29 protein-coding genes are annotated in these 14,406 nt (G+C 36.0%); 1 reads left to right on the top strand and 28 read right to left on the bottom strand.

Features of this window, described 5'->3' with window-relative positions; genetic code table 11:
• Positions 1-67: 67 nt before the first annotated feature.
• From MKX39_RS19715 to MKX39_RS19615, 21 genes are all read right to left on the bottom strand, one after another.
• Positions 68-241, bottom strand: coding sequence for a hypothetical protein (locus MKX39_RS19715; protein ID WP_340764732.1), 174 nt, complete (start codon positions 239-241; stop codon positions 68-70).
• Between the two features lie 125 nt (positions 242-366).
• Complete coding sequence (locus tag MKX39_RS19710; RefSeq protein WP_340764730.1) at positions 367-549, bottom strand: hypothetical protein; 183 nt, start codon at positions 547-549, stop codon at positions 367-369.
• 50 nt (positions 550-599) lie between these two features.
• Positions 600-767, bottom strand: a complete 168-nt coding sequence (locus MKX39_RS19705; protein WP_340764727.1) for a hypothetical protein — start codon at positions 765-767, stop codon at positions 600-602.
• A 29-nt stretch (positions 768-796) separates the two neighbouring features.
• The gene (locus MKX39_RS19700; protein WP_340764726.1) at positions 797-964 is read right to left on the bottom strand and encodes a hypothetical protein; all 168 of its coding nucleotides are present in this window, start codon (positions 962-964) and stop codon (positions 797-799) included.
• Positions 965-1,018: 54 nt separating this feature from the next.
• Positions 1,019-1,381, bottom strand: coding sequence for a hypothetical protein (locus MKX39_RS19695; RefSeq protein WP_340764724.1), 363 nt, complete (start codon positions 1,379-1,381; stop codon positions 1,019-1,021).
• Between the two features lie 111 nt (positions 1,382-1,492).
• Positions 1,493-2,101 (bottom strand): hypothetical protein, encoded by a 609-nt coding sequence (locus tag MKX39_RS19690; protein WP_340764722.1) that lies wholly within the window; start codon positions 2,099-2,101, stop codon positions 1,493-1,495.
• Positions 2,102-2,232: 131 nt separating this feature from the next.
• On the bottom strand, positions 2,233-2,643 hold the full coding sequence (locus MKX39_RS19685) for a hypothetical protein (RefSeq protein ID WP_340764720.1): 411 nt from the start codon (positions 2,641-2,643) through the stop codon (positions 2,233-2,235).
• Positions 2,644-2,827: 184 nt separating this feature from the next.
• A complete protein-coding gene (locus tag MKX39_RS19680) occupies positions 2,828-3,535 on the bottom strand; it encodes a M50 family metallopeptidase (RefSeq protein WP_340771608.1) in 708 nt (235 codons plus the stop codon).
• On the bottom strand, positions 3,525-3,794 hold the full coding sequence (locus MKX39_RS19675; protein WP_340764716.1) for a hypothetical protein: 270 nt from the start codon (positions 3,792-3,794) through the stop codon (positions 3,525-3,527). Before MKX39_RS19675 ends, MKX39_RS19680 begins: the two co-directional genes overlap by 11 nt.
• Positions 3,795-3,808: 14 nt before the next feature.
• Complete coding sequence (locus MKX39_RS19670) at positions 3,809-4,300, bottom strand: hypothetical protein (RefSeq protein ID WP_340764715.1); 492 nt, start codon at positions 4,298-4,300, stop codon at positions 3,809-3,811.
• Between the two features lie 200 nt (positions 4,301-4,500).
• Positions 4,501-4,746, bottom strand: a complete 246-nt coding sequence (locus MKX39_RS19665; RefSeq protein WP_340764713.1) for a hypothetical protein — start codon at positions 4,744-4,746, stop codon at positions 4,501-4,503.
• A gap of 19 nt (positions 4,747-4,765) precedes the next feature.
• Positions 4,766-5,167, bottom strand: a complete 402-nt coding sequence (locus MKX39_RS19660; RefSeq protein ID WP_340771607.1) for a hypothetical protein — start codon at positions 5,165-5,167, stop codon at positions 4,766-4,768.
• 5 nt (positions 5,168-5,172) lie between these two features.
• Positions 5,173-5,538 carry a hypothetical protein gene (locus MKX39_RS19655; RefSeq protein WP_340764709.1) on the bottom strand — a complete coding sequence of 122 codons (366 nt, stop codon included), beginning with the start codon at positions 5,536-5,538 and terminating at the stop codon, positions 5,173-5,175.
• Complete coding sequence (locus MKX39_RS19650) at positions 5,535-6,149, bottom strand: YopX family protein (protein ID WP_340771605.1); 615 nt, start codon at positions 6,147-6,149, stop codon at positions 5,535-5,537. The genes MKX39_RS19655 and MKX39_RS19650 overlap by 4 nt, the downstream gene beginning before the upstream one ends.
• 178 nt (positions 6,150-6,327) lie before the next feature.
• A complete protein-coding gene (locus tag MKX39_RS19645; protein WP_340764705.1) occupies positions 6,328-6,546 on the bottom strand; it encodes a hypothetical protein in 219 nt (72 codons plus the stop codon).
• A gap of 177 nt (positions 6,547-6,723) precedes the next feature.
• Positions 6,724-7,035 carry a hypothetical protein gene (locus MKX39_RS19640; protein WP_340771602.1) on the bottom strand — a complete coding sequence of 104 codons (312 nt, stop codon included), beginning with the start codon at positions 7,033-7,035 and terminating at the stop codon, positions 6,724-6,726.
• A gap of 60 nt (positions 7,036-7,095) precedes the next feature.
• Entirely contained in the window at positions 7,096-7,455 is a 360-nt protein-coding gene (locus MKX39_RS19635; protein WP_340764701.1) for a beta barrel domain-containing protein, read from the bottom strand.
• Positions 7,456-7,531: 76 nt separating this feature from the next.
• A complete protein-coding gene (locus MKX39_RS19630; protein ID WP_340764699.1) occupies positions 7,532-7,705 on the bottom strand; it encodes a hypothetical protein in 174 nt (57 codons plus the stop codon).
• Between the two features lie 260 nt (positions 7,706-7,965).
• Complete coding sequence (locus MKX39_RS19625; RefSeq protein WP_340771600.1) at positions 7,966-8,478, bottom strand: Panacea domain-containing protein; 513 nt, start codon at positions 8,476-8,478, stop codon at positions 7,966-7,968.
• A 662-nt stretch (positions 8,479-9,140) separates the two neighbouring features.
• Positions 9,141-9,320, bottom strand: a complete 180-nt coding sequence (locus MKX39_RS19620) for a hypothetical protein (RefSeq protein ID WP_340764695.1) — start codon at positions 9,318-9,320, stop codon at positions 9,141-9,143.
• A gap of 39 nt (positions 9,321-9,359) precedes the next feature.
• Entirely contained in the window at positions 9,360-9,512 is a 153-nt protein-coding gene (locus tag MKX39_RS19615) for a hypothetical protein (RefSeq protein ID WP_340764694.1), read from the bottom strand.
• Between the two features lie 285 nt (positions 9,513-9,797).
• Between MKX39_RS19615 and MKX39_RS19610 the strand changes: the two genes are divergently transcribed.
• The gene (locus tag MKX39_RS19610; protein WP_340771598.1) at positions 9,798-10,430 is read left to right on the top strand and encodes a hypothetical protein; all 633 of its coding nucleotides are present in this window, start codon (positions 9,798-9,800) and stop codon (positions 10,428-10,430) included.
• A 117-nt stretch (positions 10,431-10,547) separates the two neighbouring features.
• Here the strand turns inward: MKX39_RS19610 and MKX39_RS19605 are convergent, their stop codons facing one another.
• The 7 genes from MKX39_RS19605 to MKX39_RS19575 all read right to left on the bottom strand — a co-directional run bounded on the left by MKX39_RS19605 (position 10,548) and on the right by MKX39_RS19575 (position 14,326).
• Positions 10,548-10,982: a hypothetical protein gene (locus MKX39_RS19605; RefSeq protein ID WP_340771597.1), complete on the bottom strand. Its 435-nt coding sequence runs from the start codon at positions 10,980-10,982 to the stop codon at positions 10,548-10,550.
• Positions 10,983-10,991: 9 nt separating this feature from the next.
• Positions 10,992-11,252: a hypothetical protein gene (locus MKX39_RS19600; RefSeq protein ID WP_340771594.1), complete on the bottom strand. Its 261-nt coding sequence runs from the start codon at positions 11,250-11,252 to the stop codon at positions 10,992-10,994.
• A gap of 255 nt (positions 11,253-11,507) precedes the next feature.
• Entirely contained in the window at positions 11,508-11,753 is a 246-nt protein-coding gene (locus MKX39_RS19595) for a hypothetical protein (RefSeq protein WP_340764680.1), read from the bottom strand.
• A gap of 80 nt (positions 11,754-11,833) precedes the next feature.
• Positions 11,834-12,253: a hypothetical protein gene (locus MKX39_RS19590; RefSeq protein ID WP_340771592.1), complete on the bottom strand. Its 420-nt coding sequence runs from the start codon at positions 12,251-12,253 to the stop codon at positions 11,834-11,836.
• 356 nt (positions 12,254-12,609) lie between these two features.
• Positions 12,610-13,587: a sigma-70 family RNA polymerase sigma factor gene (locus MKX39_RS19585; protein ID WP_340764675.1), complete on the bottom strand. Its 978-nt coding sequence runs from the start codon at positions 13,585-13,587 to the stop codon at positions 12,610-12,612.
• Positions 13,588-13,754: 167 nt separating this feature from the next.
• Entirely contained in the window at positions 13,755-14,033 is a 279-nt protein-coding gene (locus MKX39_RS19580; protein WP_340764673.1) for a hypothetical protein, read from the bottom strand.
• Between the two features lie 56 nt (positions 14,034-14,089).
• A complete protein-coding gene (locus tag MKX39_RS19575) occupies positions 14,090-14,326 on the bottom strand; it encodes a hypothetical protein (protein WP_340771590.1) in 237 nt (78 codons plus the stop codon).
• Positions 14,327-14,406: the final 80 nt, after the last annotated feature.

The raw sequence follows: 14,406 nt of genomic DNA, 5'->3' as shown, positions 1-14,406 counted from the left end.
ACCTTCATTACGACTAACAGCACCCATAACCCCATAAGGTGAATCATCATCTTTAACAGTCAATTTCCTATCGTTCCTTTAGACCATTGGGTTGAAAGGTCGATTTTTCATGATCGTTAAGATAATGCGTGAATCCTCCCTTATAATAGAGACAAATATTACCTGCTTTCGTTTTGCTATAAGCAATCGGGATCAGTTCATCTTTTTTCGCATGATATTCTGCTCCTTGTAGTCGCTTCATGAAAAGCACTCCTTTAAATCTCCACCATTTCCCTTACAATCGGGACACTCAATTAATTGATTCAAACCTATTCTCCTCCTTATTGTTTTGATTCTATTGAGTCACTTGTTCCAACGTCCATATCCTTACTCACTGATATTGTTTAACTTCATGATTTCTGAGATGCCATGTACAGCACCTTCCATATTTAGCGTTAATTCACTATGTCCGTTTCGCTTTATTTCCTTATTCATTTCTCTCCAGAGAGAGTCAGATATCTGTTTTAAGCTCCCTAATTCCTTATGTTTTAATACAAGTGGTTTCTCCATTTTCTTTTGCTCCTTTTTTTTCTGTTTATTTATATGACTTCCCATATACTTCATATTGCCTTCACTTTCCCTTCTTCAATAAGATCGTCATACTTTCTTATTGAAAGAGTGGTTGTAATGGTATCTCCTTTTGCATAATCCATTAAGAAAGTTCCTAATCTTGTCTTACGAGTCATACAAAAATTTTCCAATACTTCTAATTTGAAAATGGAATACATAAAACATTCCTCCAGTTTAGTTTTTTCTTTTAAACAATTGGTTTTATACAAGTTACGATTACTAAGAGCTCTATAGCCATATAGGTATAATATCTTTTCGAACTAATAATATCTTTACTAACTGCATAGTAAGAGCCCAAACCTAATAACAATCCCATTACTATCAATACTATATTAAGATCAATCCAATGAAACATTCGTTCATCCCCTTTTTAATATTCTCAATTCATATCTTTTCGTTCCATTCATATTCACTTATAGCTTTTATTAGCAATGAGCGAAAATTCATTACTTAACGCTAGGTTGAAAAATCTTACTCCCTTTAGGAACCCTTTCACCATAAATTCAATGTCACGTTCGTGTGAGCGTAAACCTTTTTCTTTTGCACGTCTACTCATTTTTAACATGCCTTCAAGCTGTTTTCTCAAATCGTTTTCCGTTAGCACCATCTCATAATATAAAGTATTCGATGGTTTCTTAAGCTCGGTCCACGAGATTCCGAAGGTCTGCATGAGGATAGTGTATTCCGCTCGATTTATTGCATTTACGTCATCAAACATGTGATTTGATTGTGTTAATTCTCTTATCCTTTTTATCAATTGATATTTTTCCACTTTCCCATTCCTCCGATTCAATTAGTTTCCTAATGTAAACAACTTTTATAAATACAACCTTATTCTTATTAAGAAAGATAGACGTCCTTAAGACGCCTATACATTTCAAGGTTAAGCAGTTGCTTGTTCTTCCTTATTCAGACTCTGTCCAATTGTTAGGAGCATCTCGCGAAACTCTGGCAGATCTCCTCTGTTACTGTAGCCTAAGCTATGCGTATATACTCGAGGAGCATGCAAGTTGTGTCGTTGGTACTCTATATAACGTTTAGCCTCATCTCTAATGAAGAACCAGGCAACATCTTTCCACTCATCGATAATCCACGTCTTGCCAGTCATGGTAATTCCATAAGCAGCCAGATAGTCTTTCTCTGAACATATCTCCTGTTCCTGGCCCATCACATCAATCATGGTCCCATGCTCTACAGCCTCATATGAAACATATGGAATAGGCGGTTCATCTTCAAAGAAGTCCATTATTAGATCTTCTAAGCTCTCAAACCAGATCTCATACGAATCACAAGCAGAGTACTTAATCTTTTCTCCCCCGAAATAGTCCATTAAATCCTCGTGATAGGGGATGTACCGTTCTACCTTCGACTGTACCGTATGAATTGGCGTTTCCGTAAATACATTATCCTTTGCTCCGTCATACTGCTTTTTCGCAAACTCCTTCAAAAAATTTTCCTGTCTTTCAGTCAACGCTAATGTGATCTCTTTCATTCACAATTCCTCCTTATTATGCAGACGAGCTGCTCCTTTTTAATGTGTTCCGTATATTGTATGCAGGTATAATAGAACTCATAAAAAAAGACACCTCAAGGGCGTCAACTTACTTCTTATTTTGCATATTATTAACGTCCTTCTTCATCTGGAAGTCCGGAGATTATCTCTATCAATCGCTCCATGTCTTTCTTGCCTTGTCCTAGTATTTCTAACACCTTTCTCCTTTTATTTTCATCAATTAGTTCATGACTCAACATGTGCAATACCTTTTCTAATGGCTTTTGCGAATAAGAAAATTGAAGCACTGCTGCAACCGAAGGATAAACGATTGCCTCAATTGGAATCGGACATTCGGAAACAATATTTGCTATATAGTCCTCTTCTACAGTCTGAATAGTTCCGCCTTCCATTATCAACCTAGGAAAACCATTTTTCTTACATAACGTCGCTTTCCAAAACCCATTAACAACCTCAAATGTTGTCCCATCATCTAGTTTTGTCACATATACCTCAGTTCCTCCGTATCCATTCTTGCCCATATACTCCATCTCCCTTTTTATTAGCAGGCTAGCTGCTCCTTTTTGTAAGTGCATATCATTCTATGCAGCAGGAGATTAATTCATAAGAACAGAGCCGTCAAAGAAGCAAACAATCTAGTTCGCTTCCAAACATCAAAACAGACGCCCTTTGGACGCCTGTTGGTTCGTGAGTGTTTTTCAACATCTACAATAAATATTCGACCGCAATATAAATAGTAGCTAGGATCGATTGTACAAAAAACAAGGCCCCCCAGAATATAGCCGGAACAAATGTTGACTTCGCTAGGTTCGTCGCATCTCCAGCATTTCTCCTATCCGTTACACTATATTTTAAAATGACTAATGCACTGACAATTGATTGCACGAGCACCATACAAGTTAAAAGAATACTGATATGCAACAATAATACTTCAAAGTGTTTGTACAAGAAGAAAATCATCATACCGATAAAAGCCGTCAACCAAATAAATCCAAAGAGATTTCTAACCCAGAACAACCAATTAATAGTTGATAACAAAACAAAAAAGTAGATGATCCATTCGTATTTTCCGAGATGGAGCAGATAGAACAATCCTACAGCAACCAAGGAGGAACCTGTATAGCCTGCATAAGAAACTAGTATCCTAGCAATCCTCGAGCTAGATGTCGTCTCTGCAAGTCCAGACGAATCTGCAGATATAGAAACACCTCTAATACGACCTCCGGTGACTATCGCCATACATGCATGACAGGTTTCGTGAATCATCGTGTTTGCAATTGCTACGCTCATTCCGATGGCGTGAATCACTTTCGATAGCCTAGCATTTCCTTTTATAAATGAATTAACCAAAGGAACGTTCGACAATACGAAAGCTATCAACAAATAGAGGTACACTAAATTACTATTCAGCATCTGCAATTCCTTCAGTTTTGTTCTCGTCCTTTGTATCTAGGTCTTTCCAAATATTTTTCCAAACCTGTCCTGGCTTTCCTGCACCTGATAATAAATGGATGTCTTGGTTGATAACTGTGATACACTTGCTAGATTTAGTAGATAGCAAGATTATCTTCTTCATAGATTTTGCAGTAATTCTCATCGCATCTTCATGCGTTAAGATAATTCGTCGTTCTTTGTGAATTCTTAACCATTTTCTAGTTCTGAATGATTTCATATCTTTCTTCCTTTCTATTTAACTGTCTTTTGATTTTTCGTAAAGGGGATAGGAATATCCTCTTTTATACTTAATGACCTACCATACTTCTCTTCATAATTTGGAATACTCTCTGGTAGAACTCGATACCAAGCTGGAAGCGAAAACTTGAACAAGTAGTGCCGACATGCTTTATATTCTTTTCTAACCAACGAAGAAGGATATTTACTCACATTATACGCATGACAATTGTGCACATCCTCCAAAAAAGTTAAATGTCTATTAAATAATCGATTGACCACTTCCAAGCTTGGCTTCACGGTGGTTTTCTTGGAAGAAATCCCTAACTGGCAAGCTATTAAATAGCGAAGTACTTCCAACTCTTCTAATATGAGTTCTTCTTCCTCGGGTTTTATTCCCCAGGTCTCCAATAAACCGTGGCCATACCTTTCATCTTGCATCGCTCGCAATATCTCCTTGTAATGATTTTCAATGTCGGCGATTGCTTGAAAATACTTCATATGCATTGCCCATTCTCCTTTCTACTTCTTCTCCAGATCTTATGCAGCTTACTGCTCCTTTTTGTATTTGTCCTATCGCATCATACGCTTCCTGTTGGCATATCATCACTTTTTCAAGACACAAACAAGAAGAATACATAAACTTTGGTTTACTTCCAAACAGAAAGAAGCGAATTGCCTATATTACAGGGCAATCCGCTTCTTTATTATACTTTCATTTTTCTTTCAAGTCGGAGTAATAATTCCGCCATCGTATTACCAACTGCATGAATAGGTTGGAATCTATCCAAATAAGCATAGGGACTTTTCTCCAAGTCTTGCATCTCTACAAATACCTTGGTGGCAGTAGCTTCAAAAGACATTTCATAACTACGACCTTTTCCTTTACACTCAATATGAATGTTCCACCCGGCTTCCATCAGTTGTTGCAGTTTTTCTATTTCATTCATCATTAATTCTCCCTTGTTTGCATTAGTTTTCCGTTTCAACAAGATGACGATTCTTCACTCTTTCCACACACTCAATATAGTGGATATCTCCATTCGCTCTTCCGTAAACCTTTAAAACACGTTCGATTTCTGCTAGTGTTTGTTCATACGCAAGGAGCATATCGCACAACTGACCATATCCAGCCGTGTTCTCAAGTGGAAACAAGTGTTTTACTTTTTTCGCTTCTTTACTCACGGATATCTTGTATAGTATTTCTTGATCTTCTCGATACTCTATCTGCTTCTGCAGGACTGCAATGTCTTCTATCGCTTCGTTCACATGCCGTAGATCATTGCTATCCACTTGAATGCTAGATTCTTCACTCTCGATCACGTGTTTCATATCTTCCCTTAAGTCTTTCAAATACGCTAAAGTTCTTTCCAATGCCTTTATACCTCCTTTAAATATCTAAGTTGCTTAACGATTTCTCCATCAGTTAATACATCATAATTAACCATACGCTCTCCATATCTATCCAACTCTAACGCTATGCATAGCCTAATATTTTCTTCCCTTGTGGATGTTTCCTCCTGTTTACGAGCATAATCTCCATTACTCATTACGTAACCTCTCCCTGTGCGATCATTTATAGCTGCTTTCCAATCCATCAGGGATAACTGTGTAGCCACAACCGTAAAAGTATCATTCTCTTGATTTTCACTTTGGATTAATAAGCTAGGATTAGCGATTACAGCTTTTTCCCCAATGATAAAACTCTCAACCGGAAGTCCTGTACGTTCCACTAATTTTATCATTTTACTTCCTCCTTTTTGTCAGCTAAACGAGCCAATATGATATAAGCCCCGTTGGGTACATTGTATTGAAAGGACTTTTCTCCAACTTTATTGGAAAGGGTGACTTCTTCTTCTGTGAGTACACCGTCATACAAGTTGTTACTTTTGTAAACTTGCAGTACCGTTCCGGTCGGAATTTCTATCATTCCGTAAGCAGTTCCGTAAGAAACATCTTTCACCAACTTAATAGTGTCACCACGGGATGCTCTCCAAAGGATAAGATCGGGATTTCTATAAATATCCCCGATTACTTCACCATCCTCTATATATGAAAGATTCAAACCCATAAGACACTCATTGCCTCGAAACAATTGGAACATGCCCCCGTAAAATTCCACGTTTAGATTTTCTGGTAACGGAGCAGAACTCTCAAAAGTTAATTGCTTTATACATAAAATATCTCCTTGATAAATAGGTGTGCCTTTTGTGTCTGTCTCACCAGAGAATCTTTTGACATAAAATCGATTTGTAACGTTTTCTCCATTCGAATAAACTTCTCCATTCGGTGCTAAAGCGACTCCTTCTTCGGTGACGATTCTTTTCGTTTCCTTATCTACTAGCTGATACATCATTTTTCATTTCCCCCTTTTGATTGAATTTCCAAATTGGTAGTGTCTGTAGGTATAAAGTGGATACAACTTGGACGTTCCCAGCCATAATGCACACACCCTACCCACCTGCAGGTTTTACAAGTCTGCAAATTCGATTCATTACTTTTTACCATGTATTTCTCTCCCTTTTTCTTGCTTCCTACCTTTTTACAACTATCCCATGTGACATAAAGCTATTTTTGTCTTCGTAATAGACACGTATTTTCGCGTGTTTCCCGACAACTACTTTAACTAGGGCAACTGCTTCTTTCTCATTGCGTGCACCCACCTTGTACCGCCCTAGAACCATACATCCACCGCTATCTGTTCTTCCTCTGTGGTGTAAGATATATGCCTTTTCCTTTGGTTTACTTGCCATACTGCACCTCTCCTTTTGTAAAACTCTTCTCTGCACCAAGAACACATATTTCTTAAACTTTGAAAATACAGGTTTCTGCTCCTGTTTATTGATTACATGCCATTGTATGCAGGAATGTCCGATGGCATAAGAAAAGACGCCAACAATGACGTCTTAATGAATAGCTATTTCTTTAATTTACGAGAGTTTCTCAATTTTTGCTTCTACAGTGCCAGTGCCATTAAATTCAAAGCTGACACTTGCTTTTTCTCCGTTCGGACTAACTGGAAATTCTCCTGAAGTGACCTTAGAATTCACATCTTCCATCATGGCAATAATACTTTGTACTTGGTCATAATCCGCTTGCGTTAATAAAGAAGAACCACATGCGGGACATGGTGCATTGATATAACTTTCATATTGTTCCAATTTGATCGATTTGTCCTTGTAATCACATGCTGAGTTGTCACATTTTAATCCACTGATATTTGCTGTTATTCCGTATTCCATATTAAAAACCTCCACTTTTTTATTTGAGCAATTATGAATCTGTGTTTACTTTTAGTCTCACTATGCAGTTACAAATGACCGCAAATCATCTAAAGACATGCTATCAATCTTCCCACGAGCCAGTACTAACAATTCTTTCATTTCCTTTTCATAGGCTACGTTTAACTCATATTCTTCTTTGGATAACCATAAGCGATAGGAGCGTCCATCTGGTATTGAGTATTTAACTTGATGCGTTTTTTGATTAACTTTATAACGCACTTTGGATTTATCATTGTGCCAAATATAAACACTTGTTTTATTTGCTTCCAATACTACCATTTCACACGGTTCATTTTCGTAGCGAACATCGCACCCATGTCTATTTGTAGTTTCTAACCAAACTTTTTGACCAACAACTAAGGGTTCTTTTTTAGCCATATTACGTCACTCCTTTTTTGGATTCTGTATAGTGAATGGTTAACTCATTTACTGTCGCCGCCCTTCGCTTCATGAGTCAATCGGTCACTATCGCCATTACCTTTTGACTACCTTCATGGTCCATTTCAAAGTAAGCAGTATGAACTTCATTTTTAGTACAGTGATTGGATAAAAACTCAATTAAAGATTCTTTGAAGTTTTCATCAGTACTTTGCAAAACAAATGTGTTTTTAGCATTTTCTAATTCCAATATTGTTCCTCCCTTTTTCGAATTATTTTATTTAAGCTTTAGCTACAGTAATAACTGCTCCTATTTAGTTGATACGTTCCATTCTATGCAGTTGAATTCCTAATCATAAGAAAAGACGTCAATTATGACGTCCGATGGCTGTAGCATAAAAAGAATTTTGTAACTAGATGAAGAAGTCTCTGTAAAATTGTATAGCAATCGCTCCGATGAAGGCTGCTACAAAAGTAATCCACACGATAACCGAAAATACTTCTATAAGCTTATTTGCTTTTTCCATGTTCTTCCCCCAAATACGAAATTTCATTGAAATAGGCATGAATCGAATCTGGTGTAATAAAAACGGTTCCTTTTTCATTTGCTAGTTTCCATGGGTCCTCCAGCAACGTGGCATTAACCAGAGCGAAAACGTTATAATTCCCCAAATCATCCCATACATGTTCAATAATTTTCTTTTCCTCATCTGTTAAGTAGGGTAAATCTACTTCCCCTTCGCTAGAATGTATATCATTCTGGCCATATTTACTGAATCTGCGATGGATCCGGGGAATAGATGGTCCATATGGCCAAGCCTCAAAATAGTCCCGAAATAAAGGTTTCTGATTCATATAATAAGAATACCCTTGACAATAGTAGAGGAGCTTTTGCATTTTTACATTTTGCAACGTTCGATAATGACCACTTTTTTCATCCTTATTACACAAATGTACGATGAAACTGGCCACGTCAGCAGCAGTTGTTTTCTTTAATCCTTTTTTATCAAATAACCAACGCACTTTAACTCACCATCCATTCAGAAATTCTCCTGTTTTCTTTTCTAACGTTTATCGTATCTATGGCAAACTTGTACCTGTTTTGCATAATTAAAGTCGTCCACAAAGCATTTTTAAACTTCACTGTTTAGATGTGAACAGAGCTCCATACACCCATTTTCCATGTCGCATTCATGTATATTCAAAATGCTTATAACTATCACAAATACTTCCGTCGTTTATTCGCAATTTGAATACCTCCAATAGTAATAGATGACTTACAGCTTGAAGTCAAATTCTTATTCCAGCTCTCGTCTATGCTTTATCCAATCCTCATCTAACCAGTTTTTCTTTATAATCGAGGTGTGTCTCCATCCAAGTATCCTTCTCTTCCCACACCAAGAACACTCTTGAAACCACCAAAGATTTTCTCCTTTGAATAAGTGCACTTTCACATTTTTGTATCAATGAATAAACATAGAATCACTCTTCTTTCTTTCAGGTCTTTACCTTTTAATTTCTGCAAATCCTCCTTATAAGCAGCTGGACTGCTCCTGATTAGTTCATACACTCTATTCTATGCAGTACTATTCCAAACCATAAGAAAAAGACGTCCATAAGGACGCCTAAAGTGAATCATTTGCCGTGAGCAAACAATCTACTATTATTATGTTAAAATTCGTTCATTATTCTCCCAGTTCTTCTGTCAATAATCCATATAGCTCCGTGATCGACATGCGTTTCTCTCCCCAAATACGAATATATTCAATCGACTTGGTTTGATTTTGATAAGATAATTTTGCAATCAGTTCTGGTATTGCCATACGTTTTCTCAATAAGATCGGATCAATTGGTAGTTCATTCATCTAATTCATCTCCCTTGTCATCTCATAGTGAAAATACCTTTATGATTCTCCCAGTTCTTCTATCAATAAACTATAAAGTTTAGTAATTGCCATGCGTTTCTCTCCCCAAATACGAATAAACTCAATCGCCTTAGTCTGATCTTGATAAGATAGTCGAGCAATTAGTTCTGGTATTGCGATAGCCTTTTGCAATATGATCGGATCAATTGGTAAATTTCCTATCTAATCCAACTCCCTTTTTATTTTGTCTCTTAGTCTTATTAACTCATATTTAATATATTCTGTACATTTATTAGTGAACAACTGCACCATAAGAAAAGACGCACAGAAGGACGTCTGAGTTGAAATAATAAGAGGGGGTGGTCTAGCCTTTCCTTTCATCCAGAATGGCAGAAACTGCTACTACTCCTTCATCTTTTTATAATTTTGCCGATATTTAAAGAACATTGCGTTAATAAAAAGGAGTACGACAGCCCAATGGCTATATATTTGATTGTAAATATTTATGTTTTCCTAGTAATAGTTAGCTATATAGAAAAAAGAAATGAAGAAGATAGGGTTTGGAACACTGTTTTTAATACCCTTATATTTACTCCTGTCGCATTCCTTTTCGAAGTTTTATTTAGGATTATGCAAGTATCATTTTTTTCCTTAACAAGAATATTTTTACCGATTTCATACGGATTCGCTCTCCTCATTATCTTAATGTTGCTACCTAAACTATTTAATGTGGATAGTTTTGTAAATATAGATATCTTTGGTTATTTAATATTGATAGTTTGGTCCAGTATCTATGCACATGCCACCGTATTCAAAAAGTTATACATAGGGATATTAAAAGTTGTCAAAAAAATATTTAACACACAGTACACGAATGAAGAAATTGATAAAGAAAAAAACAAAGTAGAAAATAACCTACTTAGCCTTCATATGTATATACTCTTATTTATTATTTATTTTACGTTTAATATGCTTAATTTTTCAGGAGCTTTTAAAACCGATACGCTCGACTTCATTAGCGAATCCTTTTTGACATTCGTAATGATTGACACCGTCATCAACCTTCGTAAGAAAATAAATGAAAAGACGCGTTCGGTTAAGGATATCTAATATTCTTCGAATTCTTTCCAAATGAAAAGACGTCTCTAGGGACGTCTAATTTTAGTATTTTTATCTATCAAATGTAATCTTGTTTGCAAAACATAATCACTTCAGAATCACAAACTCTCACTTTAGCAGAGATAAATCAAAACCTGATTCAACAAACTGCATACTTAATGTTCTGTTTGTATCTTCTCCAAAGTTTGTATAAAGTTTCCTCATGTCAGATTTCGTGAAGTTTGTTCCCAGCACCTCGTTAAAGCTATTCAGCATTTTCAAACTCCAATACTCATTCAACCCCTTGCTTATGGGTCTTGACATCCAAGCGATCAGCTTACACTTAAATTCTAGTTCATTTTGGACACCAGTCAAGATAAAATATAGATTGTTTTTGGGTTCCAAGATCAATTCATTTTTCAGTGTAATATTAGCATTAGGGAATGCCTTTTTGGTTTTGTTTAGGATTAATTTTAGTCCATCGACATTTTTTTGATTGTTTGTGTAATGCTCAAAGTCTTTTGCTGTGTGTAAAACATGCATCATCATGACCACACTCTCCATTCCTCCTTATTAACCATTCAGAAATATTTTCATTACCTCATCAATTTGTTCTGCTACATCAGCACACCTTTTAACTTCTTTTGTATTTTTTTGTTTCGCCCAGTCCATCATGTCCTCTTCAAAATACAGCTTTCTTGCTGATAACTGATTATAGATAAGTTCTTTCTGTTCTTCTGTAAATTCCATTTCCTCATTCTCCATTCTTATTTGCAGCAAAGCCGCTCCTATTTTTGTAGTCTTCTCATGATATGCAGTTAGCTTCTGAACCATAAGAAAATGACGACCCGAAGGACGCCAAAAGTAATATACTATTCTATTTTTTGTTATTCTTAACATTATGGATAATGAGAGCAATGAGCACAGTCCACATGAGGGATTGAAAAATTATACTATACCACCCTACCAAAAATTCTCTTGCTAGAACTCCCACTAATATACCAGACAAGATTGATAACAAACGAATCGCTGTCATGATTAATCACTCCTAATTCTTCGGCTGCGAATACGTATGGTCGAACTTTGGGGCTATTCCATTTTCAAACGGTAACTTGGTGCTTCATTTTCTTTTCCTTGTAATGCACGATTTAAAAACTCGTGAATATCATCATCTTCGGTATGCTTCATTGCAAATGCTATTATTTTTTCATAGCGTTCAGCCTTTTCTGTTCGTTTGATAAGCCATTCATAATCCTCATATGGAATTACTGTAATAAAATCATGTTGTTTAGTTGTAACAGCATTATCTTTTACTTTTTGTAATCTATTAGGCATTTATTATCCCTCCTTTTCATTCACCGTATGTGTCTACTGAAACGTTTGGTCTCAATGTGCAATGATCGCACAAAAATCTCTTAAAGCCACTCAACCTTAGTTCCATCTGAAAAAATCTTTTTCAAATCAGCCATTGTTGCACAATCTACTCTTCCAGAGTATCCAAAACTAATGTTGTCATCGCACTCTTTAATTAATTCATATATCTGTTTAGCTTGTTTTCTGTCTACCTTTCCACCACCATCGCTCTGAAATAGAAAGTTAGCAACTTCTACTGTTACGATGCCTTCCCCAACATACTCATTAGTAATAGCGTCATATTTTTTGAAATATTCGTTCCTTTCTTCCCCAAACAAAAACATGACTGACTTATCTGAGAGCAACAAGTAATGTCTATGAAACTCTGTACTTACCTTTTCTGCTACCGCTTTCCTAAATCTACCGAAGCCACCATAACCCAAATCACAACTTTGCCTTTTCGAACTTATTGTTATCCCCATAAACTTTGATCCCTCCTGCAATAATGATTCTAAAATCCAGTTAATTATAATTAGTTAATGTTAGCTGCGGACTAATCGCTCCTAAATCTGTAATCTCCTTATGATGTGCATTTGGCTTCTAAAGCATAAGGGCCCTGATGGTCATCTAAAGACATCCACGATAATACTAAATTGAAGCATCACTATTTCTATTTCTCACCCTTTTGCATCCCTTATTAGTCGACTCATCTCATATTATTGACTAGAACTATTCTTTGCCTTCTAATTCATTTTTAGCGATTTCTCCTTGAAAGGATCTTTCTGAATGATTAACAATCTCTTTTAAAGCCTTCTCATTTCAGCAAATACGTATTTTTTCAAGAACTAATCATTTGAGCCTGTTTTAACTTCCTCTTATATACCTTTAGGGTATTTCTATTCGTTCCAGTCATTTCGGCAATTTCAAGAACACTTAAATTCCCTTCTATTAACAACTCTTTTGCACGAAGCACATCACCCATGGGTTTTTTTCCATTAATTTTTATTTTCCCTACTTTATCCTGCTTCTTTTTTTCTTTGACCTCTTTAGGTTTCTTGCTCTTTATCTTCTCTAAAATCTCGGTCTCATGCTGTTGAATAATCTCATTAATTGTCAGCTTATCTATTAACTTTTCTTTATAAAATTCCTCATGCTTTTTTCTAACATTAAAAATTAATATTTTAGATACCGTAGCTTGGTTTATCCCGAGCACTCTACCTATCTCATGTTGACTTTTGCCCAGCATTACTTCTTGCACCACATATTTCTCTCTCGAACTCAGCGTTTTTAAAAACTCTTCTGCAAGCATTTTCGTCTGATCATCATTCTTTCCCAAGAAGTGAAATTCTTCTAAATCAGAGGAATCTATTTCATCCAGAGATTCCAAATACTCATTCTGGTGCAAATGAAGTGCTTCAGCAACTTCTTTTCTATCTCTTGCTAACTTTTTAGTTATTATTTCAATGGATTGAAATTCAAGTTCCTTTTTAAATATTTCTTTACGCAATTCTTTTACAGCCGGTGTGTATCTGAACCCTGGATTCGTACTTCTAAAAAAAGAGTTAACCTCATTTCGTATAGAAGTATATGCATAGGTCGAAAACTTAACTGAGTGGTTATCTCCATCAAAACGGTCAAAGGCATTCAATAATCCAATATTTCCTATTGACACCATATCTTCGTAGTCATATCCTAATCGATATCCCCAATTGAGATCTCGCTTAATAACCAAATGTACAAGCCCTTTATAACGTTCATACATGGTGGTTTTGGTATGCCACTCCTCATTAATCCATTTTTTATTTTCTGATTCCATCTATATCATCGCCCCTCATTAAATTGTCTACAATATTTATATATCGTTTTCTATAGTGTACATTAAAGGGGCATGAAAAACAACTAGCCATCAAAAAAGACGCCCTATTGGAAGGACGTCTAACACTTTTATGCGGTATTCTTTTGTTTGGTATAGCTTACCTCACTTTATTCACAATAAGGAACAGACACACCGTGTTCTTGAATAAACATTTGTGTAATATTTTGTGAAACACTACTGCCGTTATATTTAGAGTCAGAAAGAATGAAATAACAACCAGTCACCTGATCTTTTATTTTATAAATGGTAGCTTCTCCAATCCCATCTTTACTCACACTTGTAAAGCTTTCTGGTAAACTAGCATGAGTTGTTTCTGATGATCCCTGACACCCTATTAAACCTATTGACACGATAAAAATAATTCCTATAAAAACACGCATCTTCATCAAAATCCTCCACTCCCTAAGTTTGATTTTATATATGAAATGGTAACCATATTTCCTTAAAACGGATATATAGATGGACCATTGTCGCCATGAGTGATGTACAGCTTCTCTCCGTTAGGCATCTCCAAGTATTCCTCGTCTAGCACTTGTACTTCATCCCCCTCTTCATCAATTCCCTCTACCACTTCTATTTCCATAAGAAGACCTGTTTGTTCATCAATTTTTGCCTTACTTCGAATCTCGAATCCTCCATCCCATACAGACACATATGTTACCTCAGTCAATTTTTCCATTTATACCTCATCCTCTCCATTGTTATCTAAACCGATTTAGCTGCTCCTATTTGTTTGTTCGAATTATGATATGCCGTTCG

The organism is Psychrobacillus sp. FSL K6-1464 (assembly GCF_038003145.1).
Classification (GTDB): domain Bacteria; phylum Bacillota; class Bacilli; order Bacillales_A; family Planococcaceae; genus Psychrobacillus; species Psychrobacillus psychrotolerans.
Note: the sequence above shows the minus strand (reverse complement) of the source record. Positions and strands in the feature narration are given on the sequence as shown.